Genomic DNA, 20364 nt, shown 5'->3' with positions numbered 1-20364 from the left:
CCATCAGATGTGCAGGATGAATTCCCGCACCAGCTTGCTGCCGAAGTACGCCAACATCAACAGGCAGAAACCGGCCAGGGTCCAGCGGATCGCCTTGTGGCCCCGCCAGCCGAGCTGGTGGCGACCCCAGAGGAGCACGGCGAAGACCACCCAGGCGAAGCAGGACAGGATGGTCTTGTGCGCCAGGTGCTGGGCGAACAGGTTGTCGACGAACAGCCAGCCGGACAGCAGCGACAGCGAAAGCAGCGACCAGCCGCCCCAGAGGAAGCCGAACAGCAGGCTTTCCATGGTTTGCAGGGGCGGGAAGTTGCGGATCAGCCCGGACGGATGCTTGTGCTTGAGGCGGTAGTCCTGGAGCAGCAGCAAGAGCGCCTGGAACACCGCGATGGTGAGCAGGCCGTAGGCCAGGATCGAGAGCAGGATGTGGGCCAGGATGCCCGGCTGTTCGTTGATCGGCTCGACGGTGCCGTGGGGGATGAGTACCGCCAGCAGGGTGGTGAGGGCGCCCAGCGGGAATAGAAGGAGGAGCAGGTTCTCCACCGGTATCCGCAAGGTCGCCAGCAGGGTCAGGAGGATTACCGCGGCGGCGATCAGGCTGGCGGCGTTGAAGAAGTCCAGCACCAGGCCGGCCGGGGTCAGCAATTGCTGGTAGAGGCTGAAGGCGTGGGCGACCAGTGCCAGGAGTCCGAACAGGAGCAGCAGGGGTTTGCCCGGCGCGGTGCGCTTGGACACACAGGCACCCTGGTAGGCGGCGGTGCCGAGATAGAGAACAGCAGCGATGAGGCTGGGCAGCAGGGGATGCATAAGTCCTTGTAATCGCGGGCCCGAAAGGATGGGAGTTTGGCATAGATCGAGCGTCGCGAGAAAGCCGTTGCGAACAGTTCTCTCGTACCTGTGGCCGGGTTGGCGGACCGCCTGCCGCGGGCGCCGCGACCTCCTGGGCCGGCAGTCGCTTCGGCAAAGACGGAACGCATCGGCAAATCAAGGACTTGGGGTTGGCCTCCGGTCGTCGCCGGACACACACTCCGTCTTTCATCGCGTGTCCCGCGACGCGCTCTTGGTTATAATCCGCCGCTTGCCGCAACCCCCGTGGAAGGATCGCGCATGTTCGAAAACCTTACAGACCGCCTCTCGCAGACGCTTCGCCATGTCACCGGCAAGGCCAAGCTGACCGAGGACAACATCAAGGACACTCTGCGCGAAGTGCGCATGGCCCTGCTCGAGGCCGACGTGGCCCTGCCGGTGGTCAAGGACTTCGTCAACAAGGTCAAGGAGCGCGCCGTCGGTACCGAGGTCTCGAAGAGCCTGACCCCGGGACAGGCGTTCGTGAAGATCGTTCGCGCCGAGCTCGAGGAGCTGATGGGGGCGGCCAACGAGGACCTGGCGCTGAGCGTCGCGCCGCCGGCGGTGATCCTGATGGCCGGCCTGCAGGGCGCGGGCAAGACCACCACCGCGGGCAAGCTGGCGCGCTTCCTTAAGGAACGGAAGAAGAAGTCGGTGATGGTGGTTTCCGCCGACGTCTACCGTCCCGCCGCGATCAAGCAGCTGGAAACCCTGGCGGGCGAGGTCGGCGTAACCTTCTTCCCTTCCGACGTCAGCCAGAAGCCGGTGGCCATCGCCGAGGCGGCGATCCGCGAGGCGAGGCTGAAGTTCATCGACGTGGTGATCGTCGATACCGCAGGCCGCCTGCACATCGATGCCGACATGATGGACGAGATCAAGCAGGTGCACGCGGCGATCAAGCCGGCGGAAACCCTGTTCGTGGTCGATGCCATGACCGGGCAGGACGCCGCCAACACCGCCAAGGCCTTCAATGACGCCTTGCCGCTGACCGGCGTGGTCCTGACCAAGGTCGATGGCGACGCGCGTGGCGGTGCCGCGCTCTCGGTACGGGCGATCACCGGCAAGCCGATCAAGTTCCTCGGCATGGGCGAGAAGAGCGAAGCGCTCGATCCGTTCCATCCCGACCGCGTGGCCTCGCGCATCCTCGGCATGGGCGACGTGCTCAGCCTGATCGAACAGGCCGAGCAGAACCTCGACCGCGACAAGGCCGAGAAGCTGGCGAAGAAGATCAAGAAGGGCAAGGGCTTCGACCTGGAAGACTTCCGCGACCAGTTGCAACAGATGAAGAACATGGGCGGCCTCGGCGGACTCATGGACAAGCTGCCGATGCTCGGCGGGGTCAACCTGGCGCAGATGGGCAATGCCCAGGGTGCTGCGGAGAAACAGTTCAAGCAGATGGAGGCGATCATCAACTCGATGACGCCCGGCGAACGGCGCGATCCGGAAATGATCAGCGGCTCGCGCAAGCGCCGCATCGCCCTTGGCTCCGGTACCCAGGTGCAGGACGTCGGCCGGCTGATCAAGCAGCACAAGCAGATGCAGAAGATGATGAAGAAGGTCACCGCCAAGGGCGGCATGGCCAAGATGATGCGAGGCATGGGCAGCATGTTCCCGGGGGGCATGCCCAAGCTTTGATCGGACGCGCGGCCGCTGGCCACGCCGGCGGTTCCGTTCCGTCGGCCGGCGGGCGGACCGTGCGCTTCTCGCGCTCTCCGCGCCGGCCGATGGGTGGCCGAAAAAGAGATTTGCAAATTCCCCGATAATCCTTAGAATATGCGGCCTTTCGGGCCGTGGGCCCAGCGTGCATTCATTTTGCAAGCACCGACTACAGGAACGAAGTTCACATGGTAACCATCCGTCTTGCTCGTGGCGGCTCCAAAAAGCGCCCCTTCTACCACCTGACCGTGACCAACAGCCGCAATGCGCGTGATGGTCGCTTCGTCGAGCGCATCGGTTTCTTCAACCCGGTTGCGACTGGTGGCGAAGTGCGTCTGTCCGTCGACCAGGAGCGTGCTACCTACTGGCTCGGCCAGGGTGCACAGCCGTCTGAGCGCGTTGCTCAGCTGCTCAAGGACGCTGCCAAGGCAAACGCCTAAGCCGTCATGAGTGAAATGCCGACACTCGCCGACGACCTGGTCGTGATCGGCAAGATCGTTTCGGTGTACGGCATCCGCGGTGAGGTGAAGGTGTATTCCTTTACCGATCCGTTGGACAACCTGCTGGACTATCGCCGCTGGACGCTCCGGCGCGACGGCGAGACCCGGCAGGCCGAGCTGGTCAGGGGGCGCCTGCATGGCAAGGTCCTGGCCGCCAAGCTCAAGGGACTCGACGATCGCGAAGAGGCCCGCACCTTCACCGGTTACGAGATCTGCATCCCGCGTAGCGAGTTGCCCTCTCTCGAGGAAGGTGAGTACTACTGGCACCAGCTGGAAGGCCTGAAGGTGATCGACCAGGGCGGGCAGTTGCTCGGCGTGATCGACCATCTGCTGGAAACCGGTGCCAACGATGTCATGGTGGTCAAGCCCTGCGCGGGCAGCCTGGACGACCGCGAGCGCCTGTTGCCCTACACCGGGCAATGCGTGCTGTCGATCGACCTGGCCGCTGGCGAGATGCGGGTGGACTGGGACGCGGACTTCTGATCATCCATGGACAAGCGTTTGTGGGTGGGCGTCGTCAGCATCTTTCCGGAGATGTTCCGCGCCATCAGTGACTACGGCATCACCAGCCGTGCGGTAAAGCAGGGGTTGCTCACTCTGACCTGCTGGAATCCACGGGACTACACCGAGGACCGCCACCAGACGGTGGATGACCGGCCCTTCGGCGGTGGCCCTGGCATGGTGATGAAGATCAAGCCTCTGGAGGGCGCGCTGGCGGATGCCAGGCAAGCCGCCGGGGGCAGGAAGGCGAAGGTGATCTACCTCTCGCCGCAAGGCCGCCAGCTGACGCAGGCGGGCGTACGCGAACTGGCCGAAGAGGAAGCGTTGATCCTCATCGCCGGGCGCTACGAAGGCATCGACGAGCGCTTCATCGAAGAGCACGTCGATGAAGAATGGTCGATCGGCGATTATGTCCTGTCCGGCGGTGAGTTGCCGGCCATGGTGCTGGTCGATGCAGTGACGCGGTTGCTGCCCGGTGCATTGGGTCATGCAGATTCCGCCGAGGAGGACTCCTTCACGGATGGCCTGCTCGACTGCCCGCACTACACCCGACCCGAGGTGTACGCGGACAAACGTGTTCCTGAAGTGTTGCTCAGTGGCAACCATGAACACATCCGGCGTTGGCGTTTGCAGCAGGCCCTTGGGCGGACCTGGGAACGACGCGCCGATCTTCTGGATAGCCGCTCGCTTTCTGGAGAAGAGCAGAAGCTGCTGGCGGAATATATCCGTCAGCGGGACGATAGTTAACGTATCGATGGCTGGCCGATTGCCGGTCTTAGGAGCACAGCATGACCAACAAGATCATTCAGCAGATCGAAGCTGAACAGATGAACAAAGAGATCCCGGCGTTCGCCCCCGGCGACACCGTGATCGTCCAGGTCAAGGTGAAGGAAGGCGACCGTCAGCGTCTGCAGGCCTTCGAAGGCGTCGTCATCGCCAAGCGCAACCGTGGCCTGAACAGCGCCTTCACCGTGCGCAAGATCTCCAACGGCGTGGGCGTGGAACGTACCTTCCAGACCTACAGCCCGATCGTCGACAGCCTGAGCGTCAAGCGTCGCGGCGACGTGCGCAAGGCCAAGCTGTACTACCTCCGCGCCCTGTCCGGCAAGGCCGCGCGCATCAAGGAAAAACTGGTCTAATCCGGTTCTTCTCCGAGAAAAGCAGCCCGAGGGCTGCTTTTTTCATGTCTGGCGTTCGCCTTTCCGGCGGCGCTTCCTACTGCCCACGGCAGCGCATAACCAGTACAACATCCGCGGCACCCAGGCAGCCACTCCATCCGGTATTCGTGGCATGACCCCCAGAGAGCAAGAAATCCTGCGTCGCACCGAGCTTTCCGAAACCCGTGTGACCAAGGCGGTATTCCCGCCCACCACCAATCACCACAACACCCTGTTCGGCGGGACTGCGCTGGCCTGGATGGATGAGGTCTCGTTCATCACCGCGACCCGTTTCTGCCGCTTGCCGCTGGTGACCGTTTCCACCGATCGCATCGACTTCAACCACCCGATCCCGGCGGGCTCGATCGTCGAACTGGTCGGCCGGGTGGTCAAGGTCGGCAACACCAGCCTCAAGGTGGAGGTCGAGGTGTACCTGGAAAGCATGTACGCCGACGGTCGCGAGAAGGCCATACACGGCCTGTTCAGCTTCGTTGCCATCGACGACGAAAAGCGGCCGGTTCCGGTCCTGCCGGGGTTCCCGGCCAGCCAGGCGGCTTGAGCCAGGCAGAAAGAAGGCACCCAAGGGTGCCTTTTCCATATCCCCGGACGATCCGCCCCTGGGTTGGGATCAGGGGCGCAGGCTGATCTTCAGGGATGCCTGGGACAGGTCGATCTGTTGCAGGCTGACGCTGCCGAATGTCTGCTCGCGCGACGCGCCGGCAATGCGGATATTGTCGAAGCGTACCTCGCCGATACTGCTCGGCAGGCGCAGGTTGACCGAGCCGTCGGGGTTGAGCGTGCTTTGCGTCTTGCCGGTTTCGTAGCGAACGTCGCTCATCGAGGTTTCCGCCTCCAGGCTGTCGAGCATCGGCATCACCAGCTTCGCCAGTTGCTTCACCGCGGCCAGGCCGTCGCCGCCCTCGGCCTTCAGGAACAGGCCCTCGAGGCTTTCGTTGAGGCCCTGGGCGTTGACGTTGCTCATCTCGACGTCGGTCAGCGGACGCAGGTTCTTCGGCAGTTCCTGGCGGCTCATGGCCGCTGGCGGCTGCATGCGCTGGATGTCGGCGCTGGCCATCTGGAACGGACTGAGCAGGGCGGCGACCAGGGTCGCGGCCAGGCGCAGGTTGGTCTGCTTCTTCAGCGCCTTCTTCAGTTGCCGTTCGCTCAGCAGGCCCTGCTCGATCAGGGTTTCGCCCAGGCGCTTGTGGTTGGTCAACTGCGCCTGGATCGCGGCGTCCAGTTGGGCGGCGCTAATCAGCCCCTTGTTGATCAGGATCTGGCCCAGGCGGGAATGTTGTTGATTGGACATGGTCATGGCCTGATGAAAAAAGAGGATGATGGCTAGATGCAATCATCCTCTTCGTGGGCTTCGTTTGTCACCCAACCTTGGATAGGGTGACGACGGTCTTTCGTCGGTTCGTTGAAGTCTAGTCGGCGATTTCCGTGGCCTGCGACTTGCTGACTGACGGTTCCGCCTCGATCAGCGACAACAGCGTCCAGCCGGTGCTCGGCGCCAGCGTGGACTGTGGCGTGGCGACGTGCATCCTGCCGTTCGGATCGCGGGCGAACAGCAGGATTGCGGACTCGCCGTGCAGCGCCTGGTAGTCGTTCCAGCCGAAGGTGTCGGTGAGCAGGGTGGTGCGGATTTCGGCGCCGCGCGACAGCAGGCTGGCGAACTGCGCGTAGGTCAGCGGTCGCTGGCCAAGCGGGCGGCCACGGTGTTCGTCGCTGGAGCGGTGCTTGTCGGTACGCTTGGCTTCCTGGCTGGTCGGCAGGCCGAACAGCTGGCGATGGCCGAACTCGTGGCGGAAGCGCATGGCCGCCAGGGTGTTCAGCTCGCCGGCCGGAGAAACCCCCAGCAAATGCCCGATGCCGACCAGGTCGAGGTGGGCTTCGGCGTGCTGCGAGGTGGGATTGCCGAAATAGGTGGGCAGGTTGTCCATCCGCGCCGCACGGATGTTTTCCCAGCTCGAATCAGTCAGCAGCACGCGGCTGCCGAGGCTCTTCAGGGCCTTGCCGATGGCGCGACCGACCGGGTTGGCGCCGACGATCAGGTAGCCGCTGGGCGAGGGCTCGGCGACCTTCAGCAGGCGCGCCAGGGGGCGGGCGGTGGCGCTTTGCAGGACCACCGTGCCGATGATCACCAGGAAGGTCAGTGGCACCAGCAGCGCCGCCTGGGCATGGCCTTCGGCGCTCAGGCGGATGGCGAAGATCGCCGAGACCGCCGCGGCGACGATCCCGCGCGGGGCGATCCAGCTGAGCAGGGCGCGCTCGCGCCAGCTCAGCGGCGAACCCCAGGTCGACAGCGCCACGTTCAGCGGCCGGGCGACGAACTGGATCAGCAGCAGCACCAGCAGCGCCGCCGGGCCCAGGCCGAGCAGGGCATTGATGTCCAGGCGCGCGGCCAGGAGGATGAACAGGCCGGAAATCAGCAGGACGCTGAGGTTTTCCTTGAAGTGCAGGATCTGCCGTACGTCGACGCCCTTCATGTTGGCCAGGCCCATGCCCATCAGGGTGACGGCGAGCAGTCCGGATTCGTGCATCACCCGGTTCGAGGCGATGAATACGCCCAGCACCGCGGCCAGCGTCGCCAGGTTGTGCAGGTAGTCCGGCAGCCAGTGGCGGCGCAGGACGATGCCCAGTGCCCAGCCGCCGAGGATGCCGAACAGGCTGCCGCAGAGGATGACCCCGCCGAAGGTCTGCAGGCTGTGTAGCCAGCCATCGCCTTCGCCGCTGGAGATGATGAAGCTGTACACCACTACCGCCAGCAGGGCGCCGATGGGATCGATGACGATGCCTTCCCAGCGCAGGATGTTCGCCACCGCGGCCTTGGGCCGGACCACCCGTAGCATCGGGACGATCACCGTAGGCCCGGTGACCAGGGTCAGGGTGCCGAACAGCAGGGCCATTTCCCAGCTGAAGTCGAGCAGGTAGTGGGCGGCCAGGGCGATCACGCCCCAGGTCGAGAGCGCGCCGATGGTCACCATCCGGTGCACCACGGTGCCGATTTCCTTCCATTCGCTGAAATGCAGGGTCAGGCTGCCCTCGAAGAGGATCAACGCCACTGCCAGGGATACCAGCGGGAACAGCAGGGGGCCGAACATCTCGTCCGGATCGAGCCAGCCGAGCAGGGGGCCGGCGACGATCCCGGACAGCAGCAGGAAAAGAATGGCTGGCAGGCGCAGGCGCCAGGCCAGCCATTGGCTGAGCAGGGCGGCGGCACCGATGCCGCCGAGGGCGAGCAGGATAGCGTTCTGGTCCATCGAGGATTCCTTGTCAGCGTCGCTCCGCTCGTCCTGAGCCGGGGCGAACCATCGAGCCACATGGCTCCGCTTTTTCCCGCGGGCACGGGAAGCCGGCCGACCTCCTGTCGACCGGCCTGACTAACCATTACGTGGCGATGACGGCCAACGCTCGCGATAGCGCCCAGGCTATGAAAGACTAGCCGCGCTTTCATTTGGTTCGCAGCCTTCATCCATGAGTACCCTCGAACATCCCCTGATCGACCGATTCCTCGACGCCCTGTGGCTGGAAAAAGGCCTTGCCGACAACACCCGCGAGGCTTATCGCAACGACCTCCAGCAGTTCAACGCCTGGCTCGATGGCCGGGGGCTGCGCCTGGAGGGCATCGGCCGCGACGCCATTCTCGATCACCTGGCCTGGCGCCTGGAGCAGGGCTACAAGGCCCGCTCGACGGCGCGCTTCCTTTCCGGCCTGCGCGGCTTCTACCGCTATTGCCTGCGCGACGGCCTGATCGCCGAGGATCCCACCTTGCAGGTGGACCTTCCGCAACTGGGCAAGCCGTTGCCGAAATCCCTCTCCGAAGCGGACGTCGAGGCATTGCTGGCGGCGCCGGAAGTCGACGACCCGCTGGGCCTGCGCGATCGCACCATGCTCGAAGTGCTGTATGCCTGCGGCCTGCGGGTCAGCGAACTGGTCGGCCTGACCCTGGAGCAGGTCAACCTGCGCCAGGGCGTGGTCAAGGTGTTCGGCAAGGGCAGCAAGGAGCGCCTGGTACCGCTCGGCGAGGAAGCCATCGGCTGGCTCGAACGCTACCTGCGCGAGGCCCGCGGCGACCTGCTCGGCGGGCGTCCCAGCGACGTGCTGTTCCCCAGCCTGCGCGGCGAACAGATGACCCGCCAGACCTTCTGGCATCGCATCAAGCATCACGCGCAGGTGGCGGCGATCGGCACGTCGATTTCGCCGCACACCCTGCGCCACGCCTTCGCCACCCACCTGCTCAACCACGGCGCCGACCTGCGGGTGGTGCAGATGCTGCTCGGCCATAGCGACCTGTCGACCACCCAGATCTACACCCATATCGCCCGGGCCCGCCTCCAGGATCTGCACGCACGCCACCACCCGCGAGGCTGATGCTTTGTCCGAAAAATCCGTACCTATCCGAAAAGACACGCTTTCGTAGCGTTCTGCGACAAGCGTCGGGCCCGTCGGGATGGCGGTCTATGGTAGGCTTCGCCGACCGCACGACAGGAGTGACACATGCGCGTGACCCGTTTTCTGGCTGCTGCCGCCCTTGGCCTGATGAGTACCCTGGCCCTGGCAGACAATGCCGATCAGAACATCCGCAAGACCCTGCAAGCCCTGCAGCCGGACCTGCCCATCGACTCCATCGCCAGCAGCCCGCTGCAGGGGCTCTACCAGGTGCAGTTGAAGGGCGGCCGGGTGCTCTACGCCAGCGCCGACGGCCAGTTCGTCATGCAGGGCTACCTCTACCAGGTGAAGGACGGCAAGCCGGTCAACCTGACCGAGAAGGCCGAGAGCCAGGCGATCGCCAAGGCGATCAACGGCGTGCCCGCCAGCGAGATGGTGGTGTATCCGGCCAAGGGCCAGGCCAAGGCGCACATCACGGTGTTCACCGATACCACCTGCCCGTACTGCCAGAAGCTGCATGCCGAGGTGCCGGACCTGACCGAGCAGGGGATCGAGGTGCGCTACATGGCGTTCCCGCGCCAGGGGCCGCAGTCGGCGGGCGACAAGCAACTGCAGGCGGTCTGGTGTGCGAAGGAGCCGACCAAGGCGATGGACGCCATGATGAATGGCAAGGAGGTCAAGTCTTCCGAGTGCAAGAACCCGGTCGACAAGCAGTTCCAGATGGGCCAGATGGTCGGGGTGCAGGGAACGCCGGCGATCGTCCTCGCCAACGGCCAGTTGCTCCCCGGCTACCAGCCGGCCAAGCAGTTGGCCAAGCTGGCGCTGGAGGCCAAGTAGCGCCGGGTCTGCCGAACAATTGACTAATAAAGAGCCGCTTCGTAATGTGCGGCTCTTTTGTTTTCATCATTGGCGATTTCCGCCGCCCGCTGGCGGAATCCATCGCCAGGATGCGTCGTGGCCCGTACAGTGGTCGCGTCAACCTCGATTCGATCGGGGAACCATAGCAGGCCGGCGCGTCCGGCCGTCGTAGGTGAGATGGGGAGTTCCAGCGTGAAACCGGTCAAAGTAGGCATCTGTGGGTTGGGGACCGTCGGTGGCGGTACCTTCAATGTACTCAAACGCAACGCCGAGGAGATTGCCCGCCGTGCCGGGCGTGGTATCGAGGTTGCGCAGATCGCCGCCCGCCGGCCGAACCCGAAGTGCGATACCGGTGCGACCCCCATCACCGCCGATATCTTCGATGTGGCGTGCAATCCCGAGATCGACGTGGTCGTCGAGTTGATCGGCGGCTACACCCTGGCCCACGAGCTGGTGCTCAAGGCCATCGAGAACGGCAAGCACGTGGTCACCGCGAACAAGGCGCTGATCGCCGTGCACGGCAACGAGATCTTCGCCAAGGCCCGCGAGAAGGGCGTGATCGTCGCCTTCGAGGCCGCTGTCGCCGGCGGCATCCCGGTGATCAAGGCGATCCGCGAGGGGCTGTCGGCCAACCGCATCAACTGGCTGGCCGGGATCATCAACGGTACCGGCAACTTCATCCTCAGCGAAATGCGCGAAAAGGGTCGTACCTTCCCCGACGTGCTCGCCGAGGCTCAGGCCCTGGGCTATGCCGAGGCCGACCCGACCTTCGACGTGGAAGGCATCGACGCCGCCCACAAGCTGACCATCCTCGCCTCGATCGCCTTCGGCATTCCGCTGCAGTTCGACAAGGCCTACACCGAAGGCATCTCGAAGCTGACCAGCGCCGACGTCAACTACGCCGACGCCCTCGGCTACCGCATCAAGCACTTGGGCGTGGCGCGTCGCACCGAGAGCGGCTTCGAGCTGCGCGTGCACCCGACCCTGATTCCCTCGGATCGCCTGATCGCCAACGTCAACGGCGTGATGAACGCGGTGATGGTCAACGGCGACGCCGTCGGCTCGACCCTCTACTACGGCGCCGGTGCCGGGATGGAGCCGACCGCTTCCTCGGTGGTGGCCGACCTCGTCGACGTGGTCCGCGCCATGACCTCCGATCCGGAGAACCGCGTACCGCACCTGGCCTTCCAGCCGGACGCGCTGTCCGACCACCCGATCCTGCCGATCGAAGCCTGCGAAAGCGCCTACTACCTGCGCATCCAGGCCAAGGACCACCCGGGCGTACTGGCCCAGGTGGCCACCATCCTGTCCGAGCGCGGCATCAACATCGAATCGATCATGCAGAAGGAGGCCGAGGAACAGGACGGCCTGGTGCCGATGATCCTGGTTACCCACCGGGTCATCGAACAACGCATCAACGATGCCATCGCCGCCCTGGAGGCGCTGGAAGGCGTGTCCGGGCCGGTGGTCCGCATCCGTGTCGAACAACTGAATTGATCGAACGCCGGGCGCCGTTCGCGGGCCCGCGTCAACAGCGAAGGTTTTGAACATGCGTTACATCAGCACCCGCGGCCAAGCGCCCGCCCTGAACTTCGAAGATGTCCTCCTCGCCGGCCTGGCCAGCGACGGCGGCCTGTACGTCCCGGAAAACCTGCCGCGTTTCACTCTCGAGGAGATCGCCTCCTGGGTCGGCCTGCCCTACCACGAGCTGGCCTTCCGGGTGATGCGCCCGTTCGTCGCCGGCAGTATCGCCGATGCCGACTTCAAGAAGATCCTCGAGGAAACCTACGGCGTCTTCGCTCATGACGCAGTGGCGCCGCTGCGCCAGTTGAACGGCAACGAATGGGTGCTGGAGCTGTTCCACGGTCCGACCCTGGCCTTCAAGGACTTCGCCCTGCAACTGCTCGGCCGGCTGCTCGACCATGTGCTGGCCAAGCGCGGCGAGCGCGTGGTGATCATGGGGGCCACTTCCGGCGATACCGGCTCCGCGGCCATCGAAGGCTGCCGCCGTTGCGACAACGTCGACATCTTCATCATGCACCCGCACAACCGCGTGTCCGAGGTGCAGCGCCGGCAGATGACCACCATCCTCGGCGACAACATCCACAACATCGCCATCGAAGGCAATTTCGACGACTGCCAGGAGATGGTCAAGGCCAGCTTCGCCGACCAGGGCTTCCTCAAGGGTACCCGCCTGGTAGCGGTGAACTCGATCAACTGGGCGCGGATCATGGCCCAGATCGTCTACTACTTCCATGCCGCCCTGCAGCTCGGCGCGCCGCACCGCTCGGTGGCGTTCTCGGTGCCGACCGGCAACTTCGGCGACATCTTCGCCGGCTACCTGGCGCGCAACATGGGCCTGCCGGTCAGCCAACTGATCGTCGCCACCAACCGCAACGACATCCTGCACCGCTTCATGAGCGGCAACCGCTACGACAAGGACACCCTGCATCCCTCGCTGTCGCCGTCGATGGATATCATGGTCTCGTCCAACTTCGAACGCCTGCTGTTCGACCTGCACGGCCGCAACGGCAAGGCCGTCGCCGAACTGCTGGATGCCTTCAAGGCCAGCGGCAAGCTGTCGGTGGAAGACCAGCGCTGGACCGAGGCGCGCAAGCTGTTCGACTCCCTGGCGGTCAGCGATGAGCAGACCTGCGAGACCATCGCCGAGGTATACCGCTCCTGTGGCGAGTTGCTCGACCCGCACACCGCCATCGGCGTGCGTGCCGCCCGCGAATGCCGGCGCAGCCTGAGCGTGCCGATGGTGACCCTGGGCACTGCGCATCCGGTCAAGTTCCCCGAAGCGGTGGAGAAGGCCGGCATCGGTCAGGCGCCGGCGCTGCCTGCGCACCTCGCCGATCTGTTCGAGCGCGAGGAGCGCTGCACGGTATTGCCGAACGAGCTGGCCAAGGTACAGGCCTTCGTCAGCCAGCACGGCAATCGCGGCAAGCCGCTCTGAGCCTGTCGTGAAAGGAAGAAGCCCGCCTTGATGGCGGGCTTCTTCGTGTCTTCTCAAAGGGCGGCGGCGAGTTTGTTGCGCGAGGGACGGAGCAGTCTCAGCGGATCGTTGAACTGGATGTCGCTGGCCAGCTTGTAGTAGCGGCCGACGAAATAGTCGCGGGCCTGGGCGTCGTTCTTTCCCTGATACAGCGCCCAGGCGACGCTGATGCCGGCGAACTCGTTGTACTCGATCTGTCGCAGAGGACTGAAGTGGGTCGCCGTGGTGGCCGTGGCGCCCCAGGCGGGCACGTTGCGGATCAACGGGCCCTGCCAGAGGATCGGCCAACTGAGCGGCGGCACGACCGCATCGGCCAGTCCGGTCAGCAGCAGGGTCGGGGTCTTTACCGTGGAACCGATGGCCAGGGGGCCTGGCTCGATCGGCAGGGCGCCGACCAGCTTCAACCGTGGCTCGATGAGTTGCAGGGCTTGTGCAGAGAGGCTGGCGCTCTGCAGCGTGGCCTGGCCGCCGGCGGAGTGCCCGGCGACCAGCGTCCGGGAAAAGTCGGCCCGGCCATGCAGGGCCGAGGCCGGGTCCTTGTCCAGTTTCGCGACCTCGAGGATGCCGAGGGCGTGCATCAGCGGGAAGGAATTGATGAAGTCGGAGGAGATCACCACGATGAAGCCGTGGCTGGCCCACAGTTTCATCAGTTCGTGATAGTTGCCGGCGTTGGAAAGTATGCCGCCGACGAAGGTGATGACCGGAAGCTTGGCGTCGGACGCGGCGATGTCCGCCGGATAGTAGACGCTGGTACTGATCGGGCTGGCGAAGCCATAGGGGAAAGCCTCGTTGCAGCGGATCGAGCCGTCCAGCAGGACGATCCTGGCGATGGTCCCGACGAAGCCACGGCAATCGGCGAGCACGGCGGTGCTGGCGATCTCGGTGTCGGCCACCGTCCGCGCGTACTGGTCGTTGGCCAGACCGACGGCGCCGAACAGCAGCGACCCTTGTGCCGTGCCGGCGGCGAATGCCAGTGCGAGGATGAAGGCGCGCCAGGCGCCGCGGGGGGATGCGAAGGCGGTCATGAGATCCTCGCTGCTCGATACGCTGGGGAAGTCTCGTTGTTACTGCCTGCTGGGCGTGCCGGATACTGCAACTTCGAGCAGGTGAAGGCGCTGCGCGAGGGTGGGATGGTTGGAGTTTTTCCCGGTGCTTCCCTTATAGCGGGGTGACCGATGCGTTGCTTTTACTAAGATCGAATGGCTATTTGCGCCGGCTCGTGGCCTTTCGCCAGATGCTGCCGTTAGTCCGGTAAATTCTTGCATCGACGAACCCAATTCGCGTTTTTTCGGTCTTTGACGAGTCTTATCGTCGAAACAGGAGACCTGATTTGGACAGCCTGAAGCAACGACTGGCCGATGCCTTCGCTCCCCATCCCTTCACCCTCAGCCAGCCCCGGCCCGATGGCGGACGGGTGGTCACGCTGGTCGATCCGCAGGGGGAAACCCTGTTGCAGCGGGTCATCGCCAAGGTGCAGTTGAACGACGAAAGCTATCTCGAGGATGCCGTGCAGACCATTCGCCGCGAATTGCAGGTGCTGGTCGGGCGGATGGAGGAAGACGTGCTGGCGACCTTCCGCGAACGGGATCACGTGCTACTGTATTCGTCGCGCTAGCGCCGTCTCGTTCGAGGGCGCGTCGCGATCGGGCGTTCAGGCCGAAGGCGCGCGCCGGTGCAGCGGCTCTTGCCGGATGGCGCCATGCTCGTGGATGCATGCGGATACCCCCTCTCCCTTGCTTGATAGGGGGGGAGGGCGCCCTGTCCGCGGAGCACCGATGAAGGGCTCCGCATACCGTTCAGACGGCGCCTTCCCGGCGCAGGGCGGCGATGCGCTCGGTGTCGTAGCCCAGGTCGGTGAGCAGGGCATCGGTATGCTCGCCCAGTTCCGGGCCTACCCAATCCGCCGAGCCCGGCGTGGCGGACAGCTTGGGCACGATGCCAGGCATGCGGAACGGCTTGCCGTCCGGCAAGCGTGCCGAGAGGAACATCTCGCGGGCAAGGAATTGCGGATCGCGGAACATGTCTTCGGCGGAGTAGATGCGGCTGGCCGGGACTTCGGCTCGCGCCAGCACCGCCAGCACCTCCTCCAGGGGCTGCGAGGCGACCCAGCGGTCGATAACCCCATAGAGTTCGTCGCGACGCGCATCGCGCCCGTCGTTGCTGGCCAGTCGCGGGTCGCTGGCCAGGTCGTCGCGGCCGATGGCCTGCATGAAGCGGCGGAAGATCGCGTCGCCGTTGGCGCCGATCTGTACATGGCGGCCGTCGGCGCTGGTGTGGATGGAGGAGGGGGTGATGCCCGGCATGATGTTGCCGGTGCGCTCGCGGATGAAGCCGAACACGTCGAATTCCGGAACCATGCTCTCCATCATGGCGAAGATCGCCTCGTAGAGGGCGACGTCGACCATCTGCCCCTCTCCGCCGTTGACCTCGCGGTGTCGCAGCGCCATCAGCGCGCCGATCACGCCCCACAGGGCGGCGATCGAGTCGCCGATGGAAATCCCGGTGCGAACCGGCGGGCGGTCCTCGAAACCGGTAATGTAACGCAGCCCGCCCATCGACTCGCCGACCGCGCCGAAGCCCGGCTGGTCCTTGTAGGGGCCGGTCTGGCCGAAGCCCGACAGGCGCACCATCACCAGGCGCGGGTTCAGCGCGTGGAGGACGCCCCAGCCCAGCCCGAGCTTTTCCAGTACGCCGGGGCGGAAGTTCTCGATCAGGATGTCGGCATCGCCGAGCAGGCGTTTCAGGATCGCCTGGCCTTCGGCGTGCTTGAGATTGAGGGTCAGGGATTTCTTGTTGCGTGCCTGAACGAACCACCACAGCGAGGTGCCTTCGTAGAGCTTGCGCCACTTGCGTAGTGGATCGCCGCCGTCGGGCGACTCGATCTTGATCACTTCGGCGCCGAACTCGGCGCAGATCCGCGAGGCGAAAGGGCCGGCGATCAGGGTGCCGAGCTCGACCACCTTCAGGCCGGCCAGGGGTTTGGGCGAATGTTCCATGCGGTGTCCGTCAGGCTGCAGTGTGCGCATAGCCTAGAGCATTTGCCGGCGGTGCGGGCGGGTGCCGCGATAGGGTGAGACTTTTCCCGTTTTTTCCCGATATGCCCGGCGGTCCTTCAATTCCTTTTGCATAGAGGGTTTAATGCGGGAGTCGATACAGGATGTAGCCCCAGACACCGAGCCAGGGAGGCCCCTCGTGCCATTTCTTTCTCTCTTTCCTCCCGTGTTTCTTTCCATGCTCCGGCCGGCCCGGCGTAGATATGCGTGTGGGTTGGATTTTATTACATGTGAGCTGTTGAAATCTTACATGTGATCTCGTAGTGTGAGTCCATGCAACGGAAATCATCAGCCCATTATCAGCGTGTCTTTCGCCAGCGCCTGCGCGAGCAGGGCCTGGTGAAGAAGGAAGTCTGGATCTTGCCGGAGAACGCCGTGGCGCTCGCCGGCATCGAGCGGATGCTGCGTCGCCCGGCTGCCGGAGCGGCTCATTTGGAGAAGGAGGAAGACATGACGGAAGCCCGGGTATGGAACGCTCGCTCGCTGGCCGAGGCCCTGAGCGGCACCGAGCTGTTCAGCAGCGGCGAGGCCCAGATCGAGCTGATCGAGGGGGCGGAAGCGAGTCTCTACGTGATCATGCGCGAATACGGGGACCTGCCGGTGTTCGTCGCGCCCCAGGGCGAGCAGATCATCGTCGAGGCGCTGCTCTGGCCGGAAAGCGACGTTACCGACGCGACCGCCTTCAACGAAGAAGTCCTGCTCAGCCGACAACTGTTCCCGCTGTCGAGCATCGGCCTGCTCAACCTGCCGGGCGAGGAGCGCTGCTACAGCATGTTCGGCGCGTTGAGCACGACTTCGTCGCTGGCCAGCGTGCTGCACGAAATCGAAACCCTGGCCGGCAACGTGATCCGCGCCACGGAAGTCTACGCCGGCTACCTGAAAGCCCGGGCCTGAGGGGGGACACCATCATGACGGTATGGAGCAAGCTGCTGAGCGCCCTGCGCGGCGGAGCCAACGAGGTTGGCGAGGCGATCGTCGACAGCCAGGCGCTGCGCATCCTCGACCAGGAGATCCGCGACGCCGACGTCGAACTGCGCAAGTCGCGAGAAGCGCTGGCCTCGATCATGGCCCGCCACCGCCTGGCCCAGGAGCGCGTCGAGAAGGGCGCGGCCCAGGTCGCCGAGTACGAGCAATACGCGATCAAGGCACTGGAGGCCGGCAACGAGGAGCTGGCCCGGGAGGTCGCGGAGAAGATCGCGACCCTGGAGAACCAGCTCGAGGGCGAGCGTGCCCAGGTCGCGGAATTCGCCGCCAGCGTAGCCCAGTTGCGCAAGTCGGTGAGCCAGGCCGAGGGCAACATCCGCCAGCTCAAGCAACAGGTGGATACGGTCAAGGCCACCGAGAGCGTGCAGAAGGCGCAGATGGCCGTGGCCCAGCGCTATGGCAACTCGAAGAGCAAGCTGCAGACCGCGGTGGACTCCCTGGAGCGGATCAAGCAGCGCCAGGCCGAACGCGCGGCGACCATGGATGCCGCGGCCGAACTGGCCAGCGCGGCGGCGCCGGACGATGCGCTGGACGCCAAGCTGCGCGCGGCCGGGATCAAGGCCTCGGGCAACAGCGTGGATGGCGTGCTGGCGCGCCTGAAGGAAAAGGGCAAGGCCTGATAGGCCCGCGGCCCGGCGAAGGTGTCCGGGCCCGTTTTTCAGGGATAGAGCGATAATGGAAGGTTTCCTGCAGACGGCGCTGTCGTTTCCGACCGTGCTGTTCAGCTTTCTTCTGATCCTCGCGATCATCTACTGGGGCATCGTCGCCCTGGGCATGGTCGAGATCGATGTGCTCGATCTCGACGCCGAGTCGGTCGTCGATGGCGCCGGCCAGGCCGAAGGCCTCGCCGCGCTGCTGGCGAAGCTGAAACTCAACGGCGTACCGGTCACCCTGGTGCTGACCCTGCTGTCCTTCTTCGCCTGGTTCCTCTGCTACTTCGTCCAGCTGTGGCTGCTCAGCGCATTGCCGCTCGGCTGGCTGCGCTACCCGTTGGGCGCCGTGGTGGCGGTGGGCGCGCTGTTCCTGGCGGCGCCGCTGGCGGCCACGCTGTGCCGACCGTTGCGGCCGCTGTTCCGCAAGCTGGAAAGCACCAGCAACAAGTCGGTGCTGGGCCAGGTCGCGGTGGTGCGTAGCGGGCGGGTCACCCTGCAACATGGCGAGGCGTTGCTGGAAGACGGCGGCGCCGGGCTGATCCTGAAAGTACGTGCGGAAGAGAACAAAGGTTTCAAGCGCGGCGATCGCGTCGTGCTGCTGGAGTACCTGGAGGCGGAGCACGCCTATCGGGTCGTTACCGAGGAAGAGTTCCGCGGTATCTGACCCGGGCTCGGTGAGAATCAAGGAGAACTGCTGCTATGGATATGACGTCGCTGATGCCCCTCCTGCTGGGAGTGGGCCTGGTCGTTCTGCTGGTCGTGGGCCTGCTGGCCCTGTTCAAGGCCTTCTACATCAAGGTCCCGCAAGGCACCGCGCTGATCGTCAACGACATGTCGTCGACGCCCAAGGTGCATTTCACCGGTGCGCTGGTCTATCCGGTGATCCACCTGAAGGAGTTCATGCGCATCTCGCTGATCACCCTGGAGGTCGACCGGCGCGGCAAGGACGGCCTGATCTGCCGTGACAACATGCGCGCGGACATCACCGTTGCCTTCTACCTGCGGGTCAACGAGACCCAGGACGACGTGCTCAAGGTGGCCAAGGCCATCGGCGTCGACCGTGCTTCCGATCGTTCGGCGGTGAACGAGCTGTTCAACGCCAAGTTCTCCGAGGCGCTGAAGACCGTCGGCAAGCAGTTCGACTTCGTCCAGCTGTTCGAGAATCGCCAGGACTTCCGTGACCGCATCATCGAGGTGATCGGCAACGACCTGAACGGCTACGTCCTGGAAGACGTCGCCATCGACTACCTGGAGCAGACCGCGAAGAACTCGCTGGACCCGAGCAACATCCTCGATGCCGAGGGCATCCGCAAGATCACCGAGCTGACCGCCACCCAGAACGTCATCACCAACGAACTGGAGCGCAACGAAGAGCTGGCGATCAAGAAGAAGAACGTCGAGACCCGCGAGGCGGCCCTGGCCCTGGAGCGCCAGCAGGCTGACGCCGAAGCCCGGCAGAAGCGCGAGATCGAGACCATCCGGGCCCGCGAGGAAGCGGAAACCGCGCGGGTCAAGGAAGAGGAGCGGCTGAAGGCCGAGCAGGCACGGATCCAGGCGCAGCAGGAAATCGACGTGCGCACCGAGAACCACCAGCGCGAGGTCGAGGTGGCGCAGCAGAACCGCCAGCGCGCGGTAGTCATCGAGGTGGAGAAGGTCACCCGCGCCAAGGACCTGGAGATCGTCGCCCGCGAGCGTGAGGTGGAACTGCAGAAGATCGAGAAGGAAAAGGCGCTGGAAGAGCAGCGCAAGAACATCGCCAATGTGATTCGCGAGCGCGTCGCAGTGGAAAAGACCGTGGCCCAGGAAGAGGAGCGGATCAAGGAGGTGCGCGAGGTTTCCGAGGCCGAGCGGGTCAAGCAGGTGATCCTGCTGCAGGCCCAGGCGGAAGCCGAGCAGGAGCTGGTACGCCAGGTCAAGCAGGCGGAAGCCGACGAGGCCCGCTCCAAGCACAAGGCGGTGGAAATCAACACCATGGCGCAGGCCGAGCTGGAAGCGGCGTCGAAGCAGGCCGAGGCGAAGAAGCGCCTGGCCGAGGGCATCGAGGCCGAGCGCGCAGCGCCGGGCCTGGCCGATGCGCGGGTGCTGGAAGTCACCGCTGCGGCGAAGGAAAAGGATGGCTTGGCAGCGGCGCGGGTACGTGCCGAACAACTGATCGCCGAAGCCAGGGGTGACGAGGAGCGCGGCCTGGCCGACGCCCGGGTGCTCGAGGCGCAGGCTGCGGCCAAGGAGAAGGACGGCCTGGCCGAAGCCAAGGTGCTGGCCGAGAAGCTCGGCGCCCAGGCGCGCGGCGAGGAGCAGCTCGGCGCGGCCAAGGCCAAGGCCACCAAGGACCAGGGCAGCGCGGAAGCGGAAGTACTGCTGCAGCGCCTGAATGCCGAGGCCGAGGGGCTTGGCAAGAAGTTCGGCGCCCTGGATGCCCTCAGCGACAGCGCTCGCCAGCACGAAGAGTTCCGCATGCAGCTGGAGAAGAGCTTCGAGGAGGCCATGGCGGCCATCGCCGCGAACAAGGACATCGCCAAGGACCAGGCCGAGGTGCTCGCCACCGCGCTGGGCAAGGCGAACATCGAGATCGTTGGCGGCGAGGGCGACTTCTTCAACTCCTTCGCCAAGTCGCTGTCGGTGGGCAAGGCCATCGAAGGTGTGGTCGGCAAGAGCCCGGTGGTGCAGGACGTCCTCGCCCGCCTGCTCAACGGCCGTGGCGCAGCCGCTGCGGTGGTGCCGGAGCGCAAGAGCGGCCACGAGAACGAGCCGGCTGCGGAAGTCTGAGCC

At 65.0% G+C, this 20364-nt stretch carries 19 protein-coding genes and 1 pseudogene; 15 read left to right on the top strand and 5 right to left on the bottom strand.

Features of this window, described 5'->3' with window-relative positions:
• Window positions 1–3 precede the first annotated feature (3 nt).
• The gene (locus tag HMPREF2886_RS26655; protein ID WP_003092649.1) at window positions 4–804 is read right to left on the bottom strand and encodes a cytochrome C assembly family protein; all 801 of its coding nucleotides are present in this window, start codon (window positions 802–804) and stop codon (window positions 4–6) included.
• Between the two features lie 300 nt (window positions 805–1104).
• On the opposite strand from HMPREF2886_RS26655, the gene ffh reads away from it, so the two are divergent.
• The 6 genes from ffh (at window position 1105) to HMPREF2886_RS26625 (ending at window position 5216) form a co-directional block, all read left to right on the top strand.
• Window positions 1105–2478 carry a signal recognition particle protein gene (ffh, locus tag HMPREF2886_RS26650; RefSeq protein ID WP_003092645.1) on the top strand — a complete coding sequence of 458 codons (1374 nt, stop codon included), beginning with the start codon at window positions 1105–1107 and terminating at the stop codon, window positions 2476–2478.
• 209 nt (window positions 2479–2687) lie between these two features.
• Complete coding sequence (gene rpsP, locus HMPREF2886_RS26645; protein ID WP_003092643.1) at window positions 2688–2939, top strand: 30S ribosomal protein S16; 252 nt, start codon at window positions 2688–2690, stop codon at window positions 2937–2939.
• A gap of 15 nt (window positions 2940–2954) precedes the next feature.
• Entirely contained in the window at window positions 2955–3482 is a 528-nt protein-coding gene (gene rimM, locus HMPREF2886_RS26640; RefSeq protein ID WP_083318619.1) for a ribosome maturation factor RimM, read from the top strand.
• Window positions 3483–3488: 6 nt separating this feature from the next.
• Window positions 3489–4247 (top strand): tRNA (guanosine(37)-N1)-methyltransferase TrmD, encoded by a 759-nt coding sequence (trmD, locus tag HMPREF2886_RS26635; protein ID WP_003119312.1) that lies wholly within the window; start codon window positions 3489–3491, stop codon window positions 4245–4247.
• 41 nt (window positions 4248–4288) lie between these two features.
• Entirely contained in the window at window positions 4289–4639 is a 351-nt protein-coding gene (rplS, locus tag HMPREF2886_RS26630) for a 50S ribosomal protein L19 (protein WP_003092637.1), read from the top strand.
• Window positions 4640–4790: 151 nt separating this feature from the next.
• Window positions 4791–5216: an acyl-CoA thioesterase gene (locus HMPREF2886_RS26625; protein WP_003092635.1), complete on the top strand. Its 426-nt coding sequence runs from the start codon at window positions 4791–4793 to the stop codon at window positions 5214–5216.
• A gap of 69 nt (window positions 5217–5285) precedes the next feature.
• On the opposite strand, the gene HMPREF2886_RS26620 is transcribed toward HMPREF2886_RS26625, so the two are convergent.
• Window positions 5286–5972, bottom strand: a complete 687-nt coding sequence (locus HMPREF2886_RS26620) for a cyclic di-GMP-binding domain-containing protein, MshE-related (protein WP_073648795.1) — start codon at window positions 5970–5972, stop codon at window positions 5286–5288.
• A gap of 112 nt (window positions 5973–6084) precedes the next feature.
• Window positions 6085–7920, bottom strand: coding sequence for a cation:proton antiporter (locus HMPREF2886_RS26615; protein WP_033975747.1), 1836 nt, complete (start codon window positions 7918–7920; stop codon window positions 6085–6087).
• A gap of 214 nt (window positions 7921–8134) precedes the next feature.
• On the opposite strand from HMPREF2886_RS26615, the gene xerD reads away from it, so the two are divergent.
• From xerD to thrC, 4 genes are all read left to right on the top strand, one after another.
• The gene (gene xerD / locus HMPREF2886_RS26610) at window positions 8135–9031 is read left to right on the top strand and encodes a site-specific tyrosine recombinase XerD (protein WP_003092629.1); all 897 of its coding nucleotides are present in this window, start codon (window positions 8135–8137) and stop codon (window positions 9029–9031) included.
• Between the two features lie 126 nt (window positions 9032–9157).
• Window positions 9158–9886, top strand: a complete 729-nt coding sequence (gene dsbC / locus HMPREF2886_RS26605; protein ID WP_003117459.1) for a bifunctional protein-disulfide isomerase/oxidoreductase DsbC — start codon at window positions 9158–9160, stop codon at window positions 9884–9886.
• A 213-nt stretch (window positions 9887–10099) separates the two neighbouring features.
• Complete coding sequence (locus HMPREF2886_RS26600; RefSeq protein WP_003100657.1) at window positions 10100–11404, top strand: homoserine dehydrogenase; 1305 nt, start codon at window positions 10100–10102, stop codon at window positions 11402–11404.
• Window positions 11405–11456: 52 nt separating this feature from the next.
• The gene (gene thrC, locus HMPREF2886_RS26595; protein ID WP_003092622.1) at window positions 11457–12866 is read left to right on the top strand and encodes a threonine synthase; all 1410 of its coding nucleotides are present in this window, start codon (window positions 11457–11459) and stop codon (window positions 12864–12866) included.
• Window positions 12867–12919: 53 nt separating this feature from the next.
• On the opposite strand, the pseudogene HMPREF2886_RS26590 reads toward thrC, so the two are convergent.
• Window positions 12920–14082, bottom strand: a pseudogene (locus HMPREF2886_RS26590) (adenylate cyclase).
• 153 nt (window positions 14083–14235) lie between these two features.
• Between HMPREF2886_RS26590 and HMPREF2886_RS26585 the strand changes: the two are divergent.
• A complete protein-coding gene (locus HMPREF2886_RS26585; RefSeq protein ID WP_003092618.1) occupies window positions 14236–14520 on the top strand; it encodes a DUF3509 domain-containing protein in 285 nt (94 codons plus the stop codon).
• A 181-nt stretch (window positions 14521–14701) separates the two neighbouring features.
• Here the strand turns inward: HMPREF2886_RS26585 and HMPREF2886_RS26580 are convergent, their stop codons facing one another.
• Window positions 14702–15931 carry a CaiB/BaiF CoA transferase family protein gene (locus HMPREF2886_RS26580; protein WP_073648776.1) on the bottom strand — a complete coding sequence of 410 codons (1230 nt, stop codon included), beginning with the start codon at window positions 15929–15931 and terminating at the stop codon, window positions 14702–14704.
• Window positions 15932–16231: 300 nt separating this feature from the next.
• On the opposite strand from HMPREF2886_RS26580, the gene HMPREF2886_RS26575 reads away from it, so the two are divergent.
• Genes HMPREF2886_RS26575 through HMPREF2886_RS26560 form a run of 4 tightly spaced genes read left to right on the top strand, consistent with a single transcriptional unit; the run spans window position 16232 to window position 20361 of the window.
• Window positions 16232–16852, top strand: coding sequence for a biofilm formation regulator BacA (locus HMPREF2886_RS26575; RefSeq protein ID WP_033975742.1), 621 nt, complete (start codon window positions 16232–16234; stop codon window positions 16850–16852).
• Window positions 16853–16866: 14 nt separating this feature from the next.
• Window positions 16867–17562 carry a PspA/IM30 family protein gene (locus tag HMPREF2886_RS26570; RefSeq protein ID WP_003092609.1) on the top strand — a complete coding sequence of 232 codons (696 nt, stop codon included), beginning with the start codon at window positions 16867–16869 and terminating at the stop codon, window positions 17560–17562.
• A 55-nt stretch (window positions 17563–17617) separates the two neighbouring features.
• Window positions 17618–18259, top strand: coding sequence for a hypothetical protein (locus HMPREF2886_RS26565; protein ID WP_033969875.1), 642 nt, complete (start codon window positions 17618–17620; stop codon window positions 18257–18259).
• A gap of 35 nt (window positions 18260–18294) precedes the next feature.
• On the top strand, window positions 18295–20361 hold the full coding sequence (locus HMPREF2886_RS26560) for a flotillin family protein (RefSeq protein WP_003092604.1): 2067 nt from the start codon (window positions 18295–18297) through the stop codon (window positions 20359–20361).
• The last annotated feature ends 3 nt before the right edge of the window (window positions 20362–20364 follow it).

The sequence above is a fragment of the Pseudomonas sp. HMSC066A08 genome (assembly GCF_001813025.1).
GTDB classification, from domain to species: Bacteria; Pseudomonadota; Gammaproteobacteria; order Pseudomonadales; family Pseudomonadaceae; genus Pseudomonas; species Pseudomonas aeruginosa.
The sequence above is the reverse complement of the archived record's forward strand: the minus strand, read 5'-3'. Positions and strand labels throughout refer to the sequence as shown.

Bases quoted from the DNA above. Each gene is read 5' to 3' on its own strand.
- HMPREF2886_RS26570 (WP_003092609.1), top strand. From the start codon at position 16,867: ATGACGGTATGGAGCAAGCTGCTGAGCGCCCTGCGCGGCGGAGCCAAC.
- HMPREF2886_RS26655 (WP_003092649.1), bottom strand. From the start codon at position 804: ATGCATCCCCTGCTGCCCAGCCTCATCGCTGCTGTTCTCTATCTCGGC.
- HMPREF2886_RS26625 (WP_003092635.1), top strand. From the start codon at position 4,791: ATGACCCCCAGAGAGCAAGAAATCCTGCGTCGCACCGAGCTTTCCGAA.
- thrC (WP_003092622.1), top strand. From the start codon at position 11,457: ATGCGTTACATCAGCACCCGCGGCCAAGCGCCCGCCCTGAACTTCGAA.
- rpsP (WP_003092643.1), top strand. From the start codon at position 2,688: ATGGTAACCATCCGTCTTGCTCGTGGCGGCTCCAAAAAGCGCCCCTTC.
- trmD (WP_003119312.1), top strand. From the start codon at position 3,489: ATGGACAAGCGTTTGTGGGTGGGCGTCGTCAGCATCTTTCCGGAGATG.
- HMPREF2886_RS26560 (WP_003092604.1), top strand. From the start codon at position 18,295: ATGGATATGACGTCGCTGATGCCCCTCCTGCTGGGAGTGGGCCTGGTC.
- HMPREF2886_RS26620 (WP_073648795.1), bottom strand. From the start codon at position 5,972: ATGACCATGTCCAATCAACAACATTCCCGCCTGGGCCAGATCCTGATC.
- rplS (WP_003092637.1), top strand. From the start codon at position 4,289: ATGACCAACAAGATCATTCAGCAGATCGAAGCTGAACAGATGAACAAA.
- HMPREF2886_RS26575 (WP_033975742.1), top strand. From the start codon at position 16,232: ATGCAACGGAAATCATCAGCCCATTATCAGCGTGTCTTTCGCCAGCGC.
- xerD (WP_003092629.1), top strand. From the start codon at position 8,135: ATGAGTACCCTCGAACATCCCCTGATCGACCGATTCCTCGACGCCCTG.
- ffh (WP_003092645.1), top strand. From the start codon at position 1,105: ATGTTCGAAAACCTTACAGACCGCCTCTCGCAGACGCTTCGCCATGTC.
- HMPREF2886_RS26615 (WP_033975747.1), bottom strand. From the start codon at position 7,920: ATGGACCAGAACGCTATCCTGCTCGCCCTCGGCGGCATCGGTGCCGCC.
- HMPREF2886_RS26565 (WP_033969875.1), top strand. From the start codon at position 17,618: ATGGAAGGTTTCCTGCAGACGGCGCTGTCGTTTCCGACCGTGCTGTTC.
- dsbC (WP_003117459.1), top strand. From the start codon at position 9,158: ATGCGCGTGACCCGTTTTCTGGCTGCTGCCGCCCTTGGCCTGATGAGT.
- HMPREF2886_RS26580 (WP_073648776.1), bottom strand. From the start codon at position 15,931: ATGCGCACACTGCAGCCTGACGGACACCGCATGGAACATTCGCCCAAA.
- rimM (WP_083318619.1), top strand. From the start codon at position 2,955: ATGCCGACACTCGCCGACGACCTGGTCGTGATCGGCAAGATCGTTTCG.